The sequence below is a fragment of the Leclercia sp. G3L genome, from assembly GCF_021117075.1.
Classification (GTDB): domain Bacteria; phylum Pseudomonadota; class Gammaproteobacteria; order Enterobacterales; family Enterobacteriaceae; genus Enterobacter; species Enterobacter adecarboxylatus_C.
In genome coordinates this window covers 2,395,942-2,409,806 of the sequence record NZ_CP088265.1, presented here as the reverse complement: position 1 = coordinate 2,409,806, position 13,865 = coordinate 2,395,942, and the positions used below count along the sequence as shown (strand labels likewise).

At 58.9% G+C, this 13,865-nt stretch carries 13 protein-coding genes; 3 read left to right on the top strand and 10 right to left on the bottom strand.

Annotated features, from left to right (window positions below; all coding sequences use genetic code 11):
• Nucleotides 1-51: 51 nt before the first annotated feature.
• Nucleotides 52-3,939 (bottom strand): phosphoribosylformylglycinamidine synthase, encoded by a 3,888-nt coding sequence (purL, locus tag LRS40_RS12975; RefSeq protein WP_231313855.1) that lies wholly within the window; start codon nt 3,937-3,939, stop codon nt 52-54.
• A 268-nt stretch (nt 3,940-4,207) separates the two neighbouring features.
• Here purL and mltF point away from each other — a divergent pair, with 268 nt between their 5' ends.
• Complete coding sequence (gene mltF, locus LRS40_RS12970) at nt 4,208-5,764, top strand: membrane-bound lytic murein transglycosylase MltF (RefSeq protein WP_231313854.1); 1,557 nt, start codon at nt 4,208-4,210, stop codon at nt 5,762-5,764.
• On the opposite strand, the gene tadA is transcribed toward mltF, so the two are convergent.
• The 4 genes from tadA to murQ are packed head-to-tail and all read right to left on the bottom strand — an operon-like array spanning nt 5,646 to nt 9,112.
• Nucleotides 5,646-6,185, bottom strand: a complete 540-nt coding sequence (tadA, locus tag LRS40_RS12965; protein ID WP_231313853.1) for a tRNA adenosine(34) deaminase TadA — start codon at nt 6,183-6,185, stop codon at nt 5,646-5,648. The genes mltF and tadA overlap by 119 nt on opposite strands.
• A 30-nt stretch (nt 6,186-6,215) precedes the next feature.
• Nucleotides 6,216-6,851 (bottom strand): phosphatidylglycerophosphatase C, encoded by a 636-nt coding sequence (gene yfhb, locus LRS40_RS12960; RefSeq protein WP_142486728.1) that lies wholly within the window; start codon nt 6,849-6,851, stop codon nt 6,216-6,218.
• Between the two features lie 3 nt (nt 6,852-6,854).
• Nucleotides 6,855-8,207, bottom strand: a complete 1,353-nt coding sequence (locus tag LRS40_RS12955; protein ID WP_231313852.1) for a PTS transporter subunit EIIC — start codon at nt 8,205-8,207, stop codon at nt 6,855-6,857.
• Between the two features lie 11 nt (nt 8,208-8,218).
• On the bottom strand, nt 8,219-9,112 hold the full coding sequence (murQ, locus tag LRS40_RS12950; RefSeq protein ID WP_142486730.1) for an N-acetylmuramic acid 6-phosphate etherase: 894 nt from the start codon (nt 9,110-9,112) through the stop codon (nt 8,219-8,221).
• 118 nt (nt 9,113-9,230) lie between these two features.
• On the opposite strand from murQ, the gene LRS40_RS12945 reads away from it, so the two are divergent.
• Both LRS40_RS12945 and LRS40_RS12940 read left to right on the top strand, forming a co-directional pair.
• Nucleotides 9,231-10,079, top strand: a complete 849-nt coding sequence (locus tag LRS40_RS12945) for a MurR/RpiR family transcriptional regulator (RefSeq protein ID WP_142486731.1) — start codon at nt 9,231-9,233, stop codon at nt 10,077-10,079.
• 60 nt (nt 10,080-10,139) lie between these two features.
• Nucleotides 10,140-10,400, top strand: coding sequence for a YfhL family 4Fe-4S dicluster ferredoxin (locus LRS40_RS12940; protein ID WP_106994567.1), 261 nt, complete (start codon nt 10,140-10,142; stop codon nt 10,398-10,400).
• Here LRS40_RS12940 and acpS read toward each other — a convergent pair.
• From acpS to rnc, 5 genes are read right to left on the bottom strand one after another with little or no spacing between them, the layout of a single operon-like run.
• Nucleotides 10,397-10,777, bottom strand: a complete 381-nt coding sequence (gene acpS / locus LRS40_RS12935; RefSeq protein WP_142486732.1) for a holo-ACP synthase — start codon at nt 10,775-10,777, stop codon at nt 10,397-10,399. The two genes, LRS40_RS12940 and acpS, sit on opposite strands and share 4 nt — an antisense overlap.
• Nucleotides 10,777-11,508 (bottom strand): pyridoxine 5'-phosphate synthase, encoded by a 732-nt coding sequence (gene pdxJ, locus LRS40_RS12930; protein WP_142486733.1) that lies wholly within the window; start codon nt 11,506-11,508, stop codon nt 10,777-10,779. The genes acpS and pdxJ overlap by 1 nt, the downstream gene beginning before the upstream one ends.
• Before the next feature lie 31 nt (nt 11,509-11,539).
• A complete protein-coding gene (recO, locus tag LRS40_RS12925; RefSeq protein WP_142486734.1) occupies nt 11,540-12,247 on the bottom strand; it encodes a DNA repair protein RecO in 708 nt (235 codons plus the stop codon).
• 11 nt (nt 12,248-12,258) lie between these two features.
• Nucleotides 12,259-13,164: a GTPase Era gene (gene era, locus LRS40_RS12920; protein ID WP_142486735.1), complete on the bottom strand. Its 906-nt coding sequence runs from the start codon at nt 13,162-13,164 to the stop codon at nt 12,259-12,261.
• Nucleotides 13,161-13,841: a ribonuclease III gene (gene rnc, locus LRS40_RS12915; RefSeq protein ID WP_032613175.1), complete on the bottom strand. Its 681-nt coding sequence runs from the start codon at nt 13,839-13,841 to the stop codon at nt 13,161-13,163. The genes era and rnc overlap by 4 nt, the downstream gene beginning before the upstream one ends.
• Nucleotides 13,842-13,865: the final 24 nt, after the last annotated feature.

The window sequence follows — 13,865 nt, the reverse complement described above, 5'->3', positions numbered from 1 at the left end:
CGGCTTTGTAGGCCCGGTAAGCGAAGCGCCACCGGGCACAACAACGATCTCTTAACCCAACTGCTTACGCGCGTTGCGGAAGATACGCATCCACGGGCTATCCTCGCCCCAGTTCTCCGGGTGCCAGGAGTTGCTGACGGTACGGAATACGCGCTCAGGGTGCGGCATCATCACCGTAACGCGACCGCTTTCGCTGGTCACTGCGGTGATGCCATTGGCTGAACCGTTCGGGTTCGCCGGATAGGTTTGCGTGACTTTACCGAAGTTATCGACAAAGCGCAGCGCCACCAGACCTTTGCTCTCCAGCTCCGCCAGATGCGCGGCGTTACGTACTTCCACCTGCCCTTCACCGTGAGATACCGCAATTGGCATTTGGGAACCCACCATGCCCTGCAGCAGCAGAGAAGGGCTCTGGGTCACTTCCACCAGGCTGAAACGCGCTTCGAAGCGATCGGACTGGTTACGCACAAAGCGCGGCCAGGCTTCGCTGCCCGGGATCAGCTCGCGCAGGTTCGACATCATCTGGCAGCCGTTGCAGACGCCCAGGGCCAGAGTCTGCGGACGGTGGAAGAAGGTTTCGAACTCGTCGCGAACGCGGTCGTTAAAGAGGATGGATTTCGCCCAGCCCTCGCCCGCACCCAACACGTCACCGTAAGAGAAGCCGCCGCACGCCACCAGCGCCTGGAAATCGGCCAGACCGGTACGGCCTGCCAGCAGGTCGCTCATATGGACGTCGATGGCATCGAAGCCCGCACGGTGGAAGGCGGCCGCCATCTCCACGTGGGAGTTCACGCCCTGCTCGCGCAGAACCGCGACTTTCGGACGGGCACCCTTCGCGATATACGGTGCGGCAATGTCTTCATTGATGTCGAACGACAGCTTCACGTTCAGGCCCGGATCCTGGTCGTTAGCTTTCGCCTCGTGCTCCTGATCGGCACACGCCGGGTTGTCGCGCAGACGCTGCATCTGCCAGGTGGTTTCTGCCCACCACATGCGCAGCGTAGAGCGGCTTTCGGCAAAGACGGTCTGACCGTTGGCCTCGATAACAAAGCGATCCCCGGTCACCGCTTTACCCAGGTAGTGTACGCAGTCGCCCAGACCGTGCTGGGCCAGCAGCGCTTCCACCGCTTCGCGATCGGCCGCACGTACCTGAATCACAGCACCCAGCTCTTCGTTGAACAGCGCCGCCAGACGATCGTCGCCCAGGCTGGCAATGTTGGCTTCCACGCCGCAGTGGCCGGTGAAGGCCATCTCGGCCAGGGTAACCAGCAGGCCGCCGTCGGAACGGTCGTGGTAGGCCAGCAGTTTACGTTGGGCTACCAGCGCCTGAATGGCGTCGTAGAACCCTTTCAGCTGCGCCACGTCGCGCACGTCAGCAGCCTTGTCGCCCAGCTGGCGGTAAACCTGTGCCAGCGCGGTGGCACCCAGCGCGTTATGACCTTTACCCAGGTCAATCAGCAGCAGGGCGTTGTCTTCGGTGGAAAGCTGCGGGGTGATGGTGTGACGCACATCTTCCACGCGAGCGAAGGCGGTGATCACCAGCGACAGCGGCGAGGTCATCTCACGCTGCTCGCTGCCTTCCTGCCAGCGGGTTTTCATCGACATGGAGTCTTTGCCCACCGGAATGGTCAGGCCCAGCGCCGGGCAGAGTTCTTCCCCCACCGCTTTCACCGCTTCATACAGCCCGGCGTCTTCGCCCGGGTGACCGGCTGCGGCCATCCAGTTGGCGGAGAGCTTGATGCGTTTGATATCGCCAATCTGGGTGGCGGCGATGTTGGTCAGCGCTTCACCCACCGCCAGGCGGGCAGAGGCCGCGAAGTCCAGCAGCGCAACCGGGGAACGTTCGCCCAAGGCCATCGCTTCACCGTAGTAGCTGTCGAGGCTGGCGGTGGTTACCGCGCAGTTCGCCACCGGCACCTGCCACGGACCTACCATCTGATCGCGGGCAACCATGCCGGTCACGGTGCGGTCGCCGATGGTGACGAGGAAAGTTTTTTCCGCCACGGCCGGCAGATGCAGAACGCGGTTAACCGCCTCGGCAACGGTCACACCCTGCAGGTCGAGGGCTTTGCCGCTGGCTTTACGGGTCTGTACGTCGCGGGTCATCTTCGGCGTTTTGCCCAGCAGCACGTCCAGCGGCAGATCGATCGGCTGGTTGTCAAAGTGGGTATCGCTTAAGGAGAGATGCATCTCTTCGGTGGCTTCACCGATCACCGCGTACGGCGCACGTTCGCGGCGGCACAGCTCGTCGAACAGCGGCAGCTGATCCGGTGCAACGGCCAGCACGTAGCGCTCCTGGGATTCGTTACACCAGATCTCCAGCGGGCTCATGCCTGGCTCATCGCTCAGGATGTCGCGCAGGTTGAAGCGGCCGCCGCGGTTGCCATCGCTCACCAGCTCCGGCATGGCGTTGGAGAGACCGCCCGCGCCCACGTCGTGAATAAAGAGAATTGGGTTGGCATCGCCCAGCTGCCAGCAGCGGTCGATCACCTCCTGGCAACGACGTTCCATCTCCGGGTTGTCGCGCTGTACGGAGGCAAAATCGAGATCCGCATCAGACTGACCGGAGGCCATCGACGAAGCCGCCCCGCCGCCCAGGCCGATGTTCATCGCCGGGCCACCCAGCACGATCAGCTTAGCACCGACGACGATCTCGCCTTTTTGCACGTGATCGGCGCGGATGTTGCCGATCCCGCCCGCCAGCATGATCGGTTTGTGGTAGCCGCGCAGCTCTTCGCCGTTGTGGCTGTCCACTTTCTCTTCGTAGGTACGGAAGTAACCGTTCAGGGCCGGACGACCAAATTCGTTGTTAAATGCCGCGCCGCCCAGCGGGCCGTCGGTCATGATGTCCAGGGCGGTAACAATGCGCTCCGGCTTACCGAAGTCCTCTTCCCACGGCTGTTCAAAGCCCGGGATACGCAGGTTGGAGACGGAGAAGCCCACCAGCCCCGCTTTTGGTTTAGCCCCGCGTCCGGTGGCACCTTCGTCACGGATTTCGCCGCCGGAGCCGGTTGCGGCACCCGGCCATGGCGAGATCGCCGTCGGGTGGTTATGCGTTTCGACTTTCATCAGGATATGCGCAGGCTCCTGGTGGAAGTCATAGCGCCCTGCTTCGCGATCGGCGAAGAAGCGGCCCACCTCGGAACCTTCCATTACCGCGGCGTTGTCTTTGTATGCAGACAGCACGTGGTCAGGGGTTTTCTCCATGGTGTTTTTGATCATTTTGAACAGCGACTTCGGCTGCTGCTCGCCGTCGATAACCCAGTCAGCGTTGAAAATCTTATGGCGGCAGTGTTCGGAGTTGGCCTGCGCGAACATATAAAGTTCGATGTCGTTCGGGTTGCGGTTCAGCTTAACGAACGCGTCCTGCAGGTAGTCGATTTCATCTTCGGCAAGCGCCAGGCCCAGACGCAGGTTGGCGTCAATCAGCGCCTGACGGCCCTCACCCAGCAGGTCCACGCTCTGGACTGGCGCAGGCTGATGGTGGGAGAAGAGCTGCTGTGCGTCATCCAGAGAGGCAAACACGCTCTCCATCATGCGGTCGTGCAGTTCGCTTGCCACAACGGCCCACTGGGCGTCGGTCAGAGTGGAGGCTTCAACGTAATACGCCACGCCGCGCTCCAGACGATCAATCTGGCTCAGACCACAGTTGCGGGCGATGTCGGTTGCTTTAGAAGACCAGGGGGAGATGGTGCCCGGACGAGGCGTAACCAGCAGAAGTTTACCGTTCGGGGTATGGCTGCTCAGGCTTGGGCCGTACTTCAGCAGGCGCTCAAGCCGGACTAAATCCTCTGCCGTTAAGGGAGCATTCAGGTCAGCAAAATGGACATACTCAGCGTAAATATTGCTTACCGGAAGGTCGGCCGCCTGAAAACGTGCCAGCAGTTTGTTGATACGGAAGGCAGACAGTGCAGGCGAACCACGCAGAATTTCCATCATAAGTCTCTCGTCTTCGAAGCGCCGGAGGCGCTTACAGTGTGCGCAAGGGGGGAAAACGGGCGCCATTATAGTGGATCCTGCGCGCCGACGAAACCGTTTGCGTCGTAATAAAATCGACGTTGTCATTTAGCAGGAGATGTTGCAGCTCCCGCTAATAAGTTGCCAAGTGGCGTTACTTTGCGCAAAATGCCGCGAAATCTTTGGTAATACTTGTTTTTACTATGGCCCACATAAACCAGAACAATACACAGCACATAGAATCAACTTATTGAAAAAATTAAAGATTAATTATCTGTTCATCGGCATAGTGACCTTGCTGCTGGCAGCGGCCCTGTGGCCTTCAATCCCCTGGTTCAGCAAAGCCGAAAACCGCATCGCCGCTATTCAGGCGCGGGGGGAGCTGCGCGTCAGTACCTTGTCCTCACCGCTGACCTATAGCGCGATCAACAATAAAGTGATTGGCCTGGATTACGAACTGGCGCAGCACTTTGCAGACTACCTGGGCGTAAAGCTCAAAGTGACCGTACGCCAGAACATCAGTCAGCTGTTTGACGACCTGGATAATGGCGATGCCGATTTGCTGGCCGCCGGGCTGGTCTATAACAGCGAACGTAGCAAGAACTATCAGCCGGGCCCCACCTATTACTCTGTCTCACAGCAGCTGGTCTATCGCGTGGGCAGCCTGCGCCCGCGCACCCTTGCCGGTCTGACAGCAGAACAGCTCACCGTCGCACCGGGGCATGTGGTAATCGACGACCTGCGGGCGCTGAAAGAGAAGAAGTACCCTAACCTCAACTGGACGGTGGATGAGAAGCAGGGCACCACGGCGCTGCTGGAGCAGGTCACCGACGGCAAACTGCCTTACACCATCGCTGATTCGGTGGCCATTAGCCTGTTCCAGCGTGTCCACCCGGAGCTGGCGGTGGCGCTGGACGTCACTGACGAGCAGCCCGTCACCTGGTTCAGCCCCCTTGATGCCGACCAGACGCTCTCTGCCGCGATGCTCGATTTCTTCAACGGGATGAATGAGGACGGCACCCTTGCGCGGCTGGAGGAGAAATACCTCGGCCACGGGGATGACTTTGACTATGTCGATACCCGCAGCTTCCTGCGCGCCGTGGATAACGTGCTGCCGGATCTGAAGCCGCTGTTTGAGAAATATGCGCAGGAGATTGACTGGCGTCTGCTGGCCGCTATCTCGTATCAGGAGTCGCACTGGGACGCACAGGCTACCTCACCTACCGGCGTGCGCGGCCTGATGATGCTGACCAAAAACACCGCCCAGAGCCTGGGCCTGACCGACCGCACCGATGCCGAGCAGAGCATCAGCGGTGGCGCACGTTATCTGCAGGATATGATGGCTAAGGTGCCGGAGACGGTGCCGGAAGAGGAACGGATCTGGTTTGCGCTGGCGGCCTACAACATGGGATACGCCCATATGATTGATGCCCGCGCCCTGACGGCAAAAACCAAAGGCAATCCCGACAGCTGGTCTGACGTCAAACAGCGCCTGCCGCTGCTGAGTCAGAAGCCGTATTACAGCAAGTTAACCTATGGCTATGCGCGCGGCCACGAGGCGTACACCTACGTGGAGAATATCCGCAAATACCAGATAAGCCTGGTGGGGTATCTGATGGAGAAAGAGAGAGAGGCGCAGGCGGCACAGCAGCTGGCGCAAAGTTATCCGGTAGTATCGCCGGATGAGCTTACTCGCCCGATAACTTCAATTCTGCCTTTTGTCTCTTTTTCTGCTGACGCCGCATTCGAAAGAACTCACTTAGCATCTCCGAACACGCTGGTGCCAGCACCCCTCCCAACACATTGACCTGATGGTTCATGCCGGGATGTCTGAGCACGTCCAGCAGCGAACCTGCCGCCCCGGTTTTTTCATCCCGCGCACCAAACACCACCGTGCCGATCCGGCTGTGGATCATGGCACCGGAGCACATGACGCAGGGTTCGAGGGTAACGTAGAGCGTGGTGTCCAGCAGGCGGTAGTTTTGCAGCACCATTCCGCCCTGGCGCAGGGCCATGATTTCGGCATGGGCGGTCGGGTCGTGACGCCCAATCGGGCGGTTCCAGCCTTCGCCAATCACCTGGTTATTGTGGACCAGCACGGCGCCCACCGGGACTTCACCCTCTTCCCAGGCGCGTTTGGCAAGCTGGAGCGCATGGCGCATCCAGTATTCATGATTGAGTTCAAGGTCGGACAACGCAGCATACTCCAGTCTGAAAAGCGGGCGCATTATACACACCCGCTATGCATAATCACAAAATCATTCCAGTTGCTGAAGTTCACCAAGGGGCGTGACGCGCCAGCGGTGCTGGCAGAAGTAAAGGAGGGGGTTGTCCTGCTTGCTGTCGCTGTAGCCGCTGTAGAGCCGCAGCGGGGTGCCGATTTTTTTCTCCAGCTGCACCACCTTCTCGTGGCCGAGGCAGCGCATGGTCAGCACCCAGCCACCGTACGCGCGCCCCATCTGAGTGGCAATCAGGTTGACGCGCGGCAGCCAGGGGGTATCGAAATAGACCTGCTCGACCAGCGGCTGCGGCGAGCCGGTGATCAGCCAGATGTCAGCATCGTTGGCGTTGAGGTAGTTGGTGAGCCGCTCCTGCACCACCGGGAAGGCGGTGACATGCCCGCGAAACCAGGTGACAAACTCTTTCTCCAGCTGTTTGAGCCGCGCTTCGCTGTGACCGAAGGTGCAGCCCCACAGCAGCAGGCTCATCGGCCAGCGGGCGGCGCGGCCTTTAATCAGCAACGCGCCGCCGATGATGGGAAGCAGGGGTAACACGAGCAGGGCATTCAGGGGCTGTCGGCGCAGCAAATAGCGCATAAAGGTGCCGAACATATCCTGCTGATGCAGCGTTCCGTCCAGATCGAAAAAGACTACGCGACGCTCGTGATTGACCAAACCTTACTCCTCTGGATCGTTGAACCCTAACAGCCAGGTAAACAGGAACCCGGCGATCACCGCTACCAGATAGCCTAACAGATAGAGCATGACTTTTCCGGTCACGATGGTTAATGCCAGCGGTAATCCGGAAATACCAAAGGTGATAACGGTTGCCACTTTCCAGTAACTGATGAGCGCCCCGCCGACCGCGCCGCCAAGACAGGCGCCGATAAACGGCTTGCCCAGCGGCAGGGTGACGCCGAAGATCAGCGGTTCACCGATCCCCAGCAGCCCGACCGGCAGCGCCCCTTTGATGACCTTTTTCAGGCGTTCATTACGGGTTTTCATCAGCACCGCAATCGCCGCGCCGATCTGTCCGACACCGGCCATCGCCAGAATAGGCAACAGCGCGTTGTAACCATGGGCCTGCACCAGCTCAACGTGGATTGGCACCAGGCCCTGATGTAAGCCGGTCAATACCAGCGGCAGGAAGGTGCCCGAGAGAACCCCGCCCACCAGGAATCCTCCGCGATCGATAGCCCAGGAGGCACCGTGGGCGATGGATTCGGAGATCACGCCCCCCAGCGGCTGCAGGGCGATAATCGCCACGCTGCCGGTGATTAAGGTGGTCAGCAGCGGATTGAAGATCAGCTCCAGCGAGCCCGGCAGGATATTGCGCAGCCGTTTCTCGATCCAGCACATCAACACCACCACCAGCAGCACGGCGATCACCCCGCCCCGCCCCGGCTGCAGCGCTTCACCAAACAGGGTGATCTGCGCCAGCTGTGGGCTGGAGAGGATCCCCGCCATCACCCCGCCCATTGCCAGCGAGCCGCCGAACACTTTGGCGGTGTTAACCCCCACCAGAATGTTCATGATGGCAAAGACCGCGCTGCCGAAAATGCCGAGGATCCCCAGCAGATTGGGATAGTGGGTCGCGAAGTCACCGACAATGTCCGGGCGTTTCAGGATATTGATGATCCCGGTGATCAGCCCCGAGGCAATAAAGGCCGGGATCAGCGGAATAAAGACGTTGGCCAGCTGGCGCAATGCGTCGCTCATCGGGGCTTTGTATTTGGCCTTCACCTGGGCTTTGGTGCGCTCGGCGTCATCCATCACCGCCCCGCCCATCAGCGAACGCATGGCATCCACCACCTGCGCAGCCTTGCCGGGGCCGACGATCAGCTGATGCTGCTCCCCCTGCTTCACATAGCCGCTGACCCCGGGCAGTTTTTTCAGCCGCGCCAGATCGAGCTTGTTATCATCCTGAACTTCCACCCGGACCCGCGTCATGCAGTTTTCCAGACGCCGGATATTGTTCTCCCCGCCAATACCCGCAAGGATATCGCTGGCGAGAGCTGCTGTTTTTTCCATGTACGCCTCTTTTAGTTCTCTAATGCCGCACGTAAGAATCCCTGATGCGCGTCGAGTCTGGCGCGCGCCGCCGCGGCATCCAGCCCGCTTAAGATCATCAGAATGGCCGGTTTGACGTCATATCCGGTCTGTTTCAAGACCTCTTCCGCCTCTTCCCGCGTGGTACCGGTGGCTTCCACCACCATGCGGCAGGCCCGGTCGATAAGCTTCACGTTGGTGGCTTTCATGTCCACCATCAGGTTCTGGTAGACCTTGCCAAACTTCACCATCGCGCCAGTGGAGATCATGTTCAGCACCAGCTTTTGCGCAGTGCCGGATTTCAGACGAGTGGAGCCGGTCAGCGCCTCCGGGCCGACAACCGGCGAGATGGCGATGGTGGCAACCTGGGCAATGGGTGAGCCCGGATTACAGGAGATCGCCACGGTGGTGCAGCCGGTCTGGTTCGCATACTCGAGGCCGCCAATCACGTACGGCGTGCGTCCGGAGGCCGCCAGCCCGACCACCAGATCCTGCGCGGTCAGGTTGAGGGCTTTGAGATCCTCTTCACCGAGCTCCTTACTGTCTTCGGCCCCTTCCACCGCCTTCAGCAGCGCCCCCGGCCCCCCGGCAATCAGGCCGATGACAAGGCCATGCGGCACGCCAAAGGTCGGCGGACATTCTGAGGCGTCCAGCACCCCAAGACGCCCGCTGGTGCCCGCCCCCATGTAGATGATGCGCCCGCCCGCCTTCAGCGCGTCGGCTGCCGCATCCACGGCTTTTGCCACCTCGGGCAATGTCTCTTTCACTGCCTGCGCGACCAGCGTATCCTGTTGGTTAAAGCGATTAACCAGGTCAAGCGTGGAGAGCGCGTCGAGATCCAGGGTTTGTGGATTGCGGGATTCTGATACCAGTGAGCCGAGATTCATTTTTTTGTGCCTCAAGAATTTTTAATTCATAATAGTCGCATTATAATGGAATATAAAATTCATTCAGGCGAGCAGAATTCGCATTTGCTGCAGTCATCACATTTCGCCAGGAGTCCTTATGAACTGTTTAATTCGAATCCGCCAGCGCTACGCCGGCTTTGCCCAGAGCGATAAAAAACTGGCGGACTTTTTACTCACCCAACCCGACCGTGCCCGCCATCTCAGCTCCCAGCAGCTGGCAAGCGAGGCGGGCGTGAGCCAGTCCAGCGTGGTTAAGTTCGCGCAAAAAATTGGTTTTAAAGGCTTTCCGGCGCTAAAACTGGCGCTGAGCGAAGCCCTGGCCAGCAACCCGAATCCGCAATCCATGCCGGTGCACAACCAGATCCGCGGCGACGATCCGATGCGTCTGGTGGGGGAAAAGCTGATCAAGGAGAACGTCGCAGCGATGCACGCCACGCTGGACGTCAACAGCGAAGAGAAACTGCTGGAAAGCGTCGCCATGCTGCACGCGGCACGGCGGGTGATCCTCACCGGGATCGGCGCTTCAGGCCTGGTGGCACGTAATTTTGGCTGGAAGCTGAACAAGATCGGCCTGATCGCCATTGTCGAACAGGATATGCACGCCCTGCTGGCTACCGTGCAGGCGATGGCACCTGACGATCTGCTGCTGGCTATCTCCTATACCGGCGAGCGCCGGGAGATTAACCTGGCCGCCGATGAAGCCCTGCGCGTGGGCGGGAAAATTCTGGCTATCACCGGCTTTACCCCCAATGCCCTGCAGCAGCGGGCCACCCGCTGTCTGTACACCATTGCCGAAGAGCAGGCCACCCGCAGCGCGGCCATCTCCTCCACCAGCGCGCAGATGATGCTGACCGACCTGCTGTTTATGGCGCTGGTTCAGCAGGATCTGGAGCGGGCTCCGGAACGCATTCGCCACAGCGAGGCGCTGGTAAAAAAACTGGTTTGAGCAGGGAATGACCGAGCGTATAATGCCCGCCCTGTTTGTGTTGTTTCTGAGAATTTCCTGATGGCGCTGTTAATCACCAAAAAATGCATCAATTGCGATATGTGCGAACCTGAATGCCCGAACCAGGCGATTTCGATGGGGGACAGCATTTATGAGATTAACAGCGACCGCTGCACCGAATGCATTGGCCATTACGAGACGCCAACCTGCCAGAAGGTGTGCCCGATCCCCAATACCATCCTGAAGGATCCGGCACATTCAGAATCCGAAGAGCAGCTGTGGGACAAGTTTGTCCTGATGCACCACGCGGATAAGATTTAACTTTCGATAATCACCGTGGCGCAGGCGTAATGACGTTCATCGGCCAGCGTCACGTGTATATGCGCCACGCCCAGCTTTTCCGCCAGCTTTAACGCCTCGCCCCATAGCCTGAGGCGCGGTTTGCCCAGCTCATCGTTAAACACTTCGAACTGATTAAAGGCCAGACCGTTGCGGATCCCGGTGCCGAAGGCTTTCGCCGCAGCCTCCTTCACCGCAAAACGTTTGGCAAGAAAACGCACCGGCTGCTGGTGCGTCTCCCAGATGGCCCATTCGTTATCGCTGAGCACCCGGCGGGCAAGGCGATCGCCGCTACGGGCAATCACCGCTTCGATACGGTCAATCTCGACGATATCCGTGCCTAAGCCGAGGATGGCCATTACTTGCGGGCTTCCTGCATTAGCCGCTTCATCTCTGCCACCGCCTCTTTCAGGCCGCTCATCACCGCGCGACCGATAATCGCATGGCCGATGTTCAGCTCATGCATCTCCGGGATGGCGGCAATGGCTTTAACGTTATGGTAGGTCAGGCCGTGGCCGGCATTAACCTTGAGACCCAGACCTGCCGCATAGGTGGCTGCTTTGGCGATGCGATCCAGCTCTTTCGCCCGGGTGGCATCGTCTTCAGCATCGGCATAGCAGCCGGTGTGGATCTCGATGTACGGCGCGCCCACGTCGGCTGCGGCTTTGATCTGCGCTTCATCGGCATCGATAAACAGCGACACCAGGATCCCGGCGTCCGCCAGGCGTTTGCAGGCGTCACGCATCTTATCCAGCTGACCGGCCACGTCCAGCCCACCCTCGGTGGTCACTTCCTGACGCTTTTCCGGTACCAGACAGCAGAAGTGCGGTTTGGTCTCAACGGCGATCGCCAGCATCTCTTCGGTGACGGCCATCTCCAGATTCATGCGGGTGTCCAGGGTCTGACGCAGGACACGAACGTCACGATCGGTGATATGACGGCGATCTTCGCGCAAATGCACGGTAATGCCATCGGCCCCCGCCTGCTCGGCGATGAATGCCGCCTGAACCGGATCAGGATATGCCGTACCGCGCGCGTTGCGCAGGGTAGCAATGTGGTCGATGTTGATGCCTAACAGTAATTCAGCCATGACAATCCTCGGATTTCTTTTGTTCTGTAGTCTAACGTTTCGGCATAAACTGCCGGAATAATTCGCGGCTCTTTAGGGGCTTGCCACCAAGATAAGGCTTGAGCGCAATGCGGGTAAAGCGTTTTGCCGCCCGCAGGGTGCTGACGTCGGGAAACTCACGTTCCGCCAGCGCCCGCAGATCCCGTCCGGTGAAGGTGCTGTTGTCGATGACAATGCTGGCGATAAAGCCCTTCTCTTCGCGATAGCGGTAGGTCATGGAGTCTTCGACCGGCTCGCCGCTGCCCGCACAGTGCAGAAAATCGACGCCGTATCCCAGATGCCCGAGCAACGCCAGCTCAAAGCGACGCAGCGCCGGTTCCGGCGAGCCGGTTGCGCCTGCCAGCGCCTGGAGACAGTGCAGATAGTCGAAAAAGAGTTCAGAGAAGCGGGTCTCATGTTCAAGAACGCGCGTGATGAGCTCGTTCACATACAGACCACTGTACAGCGTAATACCAGAGAGGGGGAGCGCCAGAGAGACGGCTTCGGCATTGCGCAGGGTTTTTACTTCCCCACGTCCGCTAAAGCGCACCAGCAGCGGTGTGAAGGGTTGCAGAGCGCCCTTCAGGTTAGAACGTTTGGAACGTGCGCCTTTAGCAACAAGGCGCACGCGGCCTGACTCTTCCGTGAAGACGTCCAGCATCAGGCTGGTTTCGCTCCACGGACGGCTGTGAAGGACAAAGGCTCTTTGCCATCCATCCACGTTTTAGTGACTTATACGTCGTCGCCGTAACCAAGACTGCGCAGCGCGCGTTCGTCATCGGCCCAGCCAGATTTCACTTTCACCCACAGTTCCAGGTGAACCGGAGCTTCAAACATCTCCTGCATGTCCTTACGGGCTTCAATACCGATGGTTTTGATTTTGGCGCCTTTATTGCCAATCACCATCTTCTTCTGCCCTTCGCGCTCAACGAGGATCAGCCCGTTGATGTCATATCCGCCGCGCTCGTTGGTCTGGAAACGCTCGATTTCCACGGTCACGGAGTACGGCAGTTCAGCGCCGAGGAAACGCATCAATTTCTCACGGATGATTTCAGACGCCATAAAGCGCTGAGAACGGTCAGTGATGTAATCTTCCGGGAAGTGATGAATCGCTTCCGGCAGATGCTTACGCACGATGCCCGCGATGGTATCCACGTTCAGACCGGTCTCGGCAGAGAGCGGAACGATATCGAGGAAGTTCATCTGGCTACCCAGCCACTGCAGATGCGGCAGCAGATCGGCTTTTTCCTGCACGTTATCAACTTTGTTGACCGCGAGGATCACCGGCACTTTGCCGTCGCGCAGCTTGTTCAGCACCATCTCGTCGTCGGCAGTCCAGCGGGTGCCTTCGACAACGAAAATCACCAGCTCAACGTCACCGATAGAGCTGCTCGCCGCCTTGTTCATCAGGCGGTTAATGGCGCGTTTCTCTTCCATATGCAGACCCGGGGTATCGACATAAATAGCCTGATACGCCCCTTCGGTATGGATACCGACGATGCGGTGACGGGTGGTCTGCGCCTTACGGGAGGTGATGGAAATCTTCTGACCCAGCAGATTATTCAGCAGGGTCGATTTGCCAACGTTCGGACGTCCGACGATGGCAATAAAACCGCAGTAACTCTTTTCTTCGCTCATTCCAGCTCCAGCATTTTTAACGCCTGTTCGGCGGCAGCCTGTTCCGCCTTGCGACGGCTTGAACCTGTGCCAACCACCGGTTCACTCAGGCCACTGACCTGGCAATGGATGGTAAATTCCTGATCGTGTGCTTCGCCACGAACCTGTACCACCAGATAGGATGGCAGCGGCAGATGGCGACCCTGCAGGTACTCCTGCAAACGGGTTTTTGGATCTTTCTGTTTATCACCCGGGCTGATTTCATCCAGACGCGACTGATACCAGTTCAGGATCAGCTGCTCAACCGTCTGGATATCGCTGTCGAGGAAAACGCCACCGATTAACGCTTCGACGGTATCCGCGAGAATAGATTCACGACGGAAGCCGCCGCTTTTCAGTTCCCCAGGCCCGAGTCGCAGGCACTCACCCAGTTCAAATTCACGGGCAATTTCGGCAAGCGTATTGCCACGTACCAGCGTTGCGCGCATGCGGCTCATATCACCTTCGTCCACGCGCGGGAAACGGTGATAAAGCGCATTCGCAATAACAAAACTTAAAATGGAGTCGCCCAGAAATTCGAGTCGCTCATTGTGTTTGCTGCTGGCACTGCGATGGGTTAATGCCTGTTGCAACAACTCCTGATGCTGAAAAGTGTAGCCCAGCTTCCGTTGAAGCCGATTAATTACGATGGGGTTCATGCGATACCAATAGAATAAATGCGT

Excerpts from the sequence above, each read along its gene's own strand:
- era (WP_142486735.1), bottom strand. The coding sequence starts at position 13,164 with ATGAGCGAAGAAAAGAGTTACTGCGGTTTTATTGCCATCGTCGGACGT.
- murQ (WP_142486730.1), bottom strand. The coding sequence starts at position 9,112 with ATGAATCTCGGCTCACTGGTATCAGAATCCCGCAATCCACAAACCCTG.
- LRS40_RS12945 (WP_142486731.1), top strand. The coding sequence starts at position 9,231 with ATGAACTGTTTAATTCGAATCCGCCAGCGCTACGCCGGCTTTGCCCAG.
- LRS40_RS12955 (WP_231313852.1), bottom strand. The coding sequence starts at position 8,207 with ATGGAAAAAACAGCAGCTCTCGCCAGCGATATCCTTGCGGGTATTGGC.
- pdxJ (WP_142486733.1), bottom strand. The coding sequence starts at position 11,508 with ATGGCTGAATTACTGTTAGGCATCAACATCGACCACATTGCTACCCTG.
- acpS (WP_142486732.1), bottom strand. The coding sequence starts at position 10,777 with ATGGCCATCCTCGGCTTAGGCACGGATATCGTCGAGATTGACCGTATC.
- purL (WP_231313855.1), bottom strand. The coding sequence starts at position 3,939 with ATGATGGAAATTCTGCGTGGTTCGCCTGCACTGTCTGCCTTCCGTATC.
- LRS40_RS12940 (WP_106994567.1), top strand. The coding sequence starts at position 10,140 with ATGGCGCTGTTAATCACCAAAAAATGCATCAATTGCGATATGTGCGAA.
- tadA (WP_231313853.1), bottom strand. The coding sequence starts at position 6,185 with ATGCGCCCGCTTTTCAGACTGGAGTATGCTGCGTTGTCCGACCTTGAA.
- rnc (WP_032613175.1), bottom strand. The coding sequence starts at position 13,841 with ATGAACCCCATCGTAATTAATCGGCTTCAACGGAAGCTGGGCTACACT.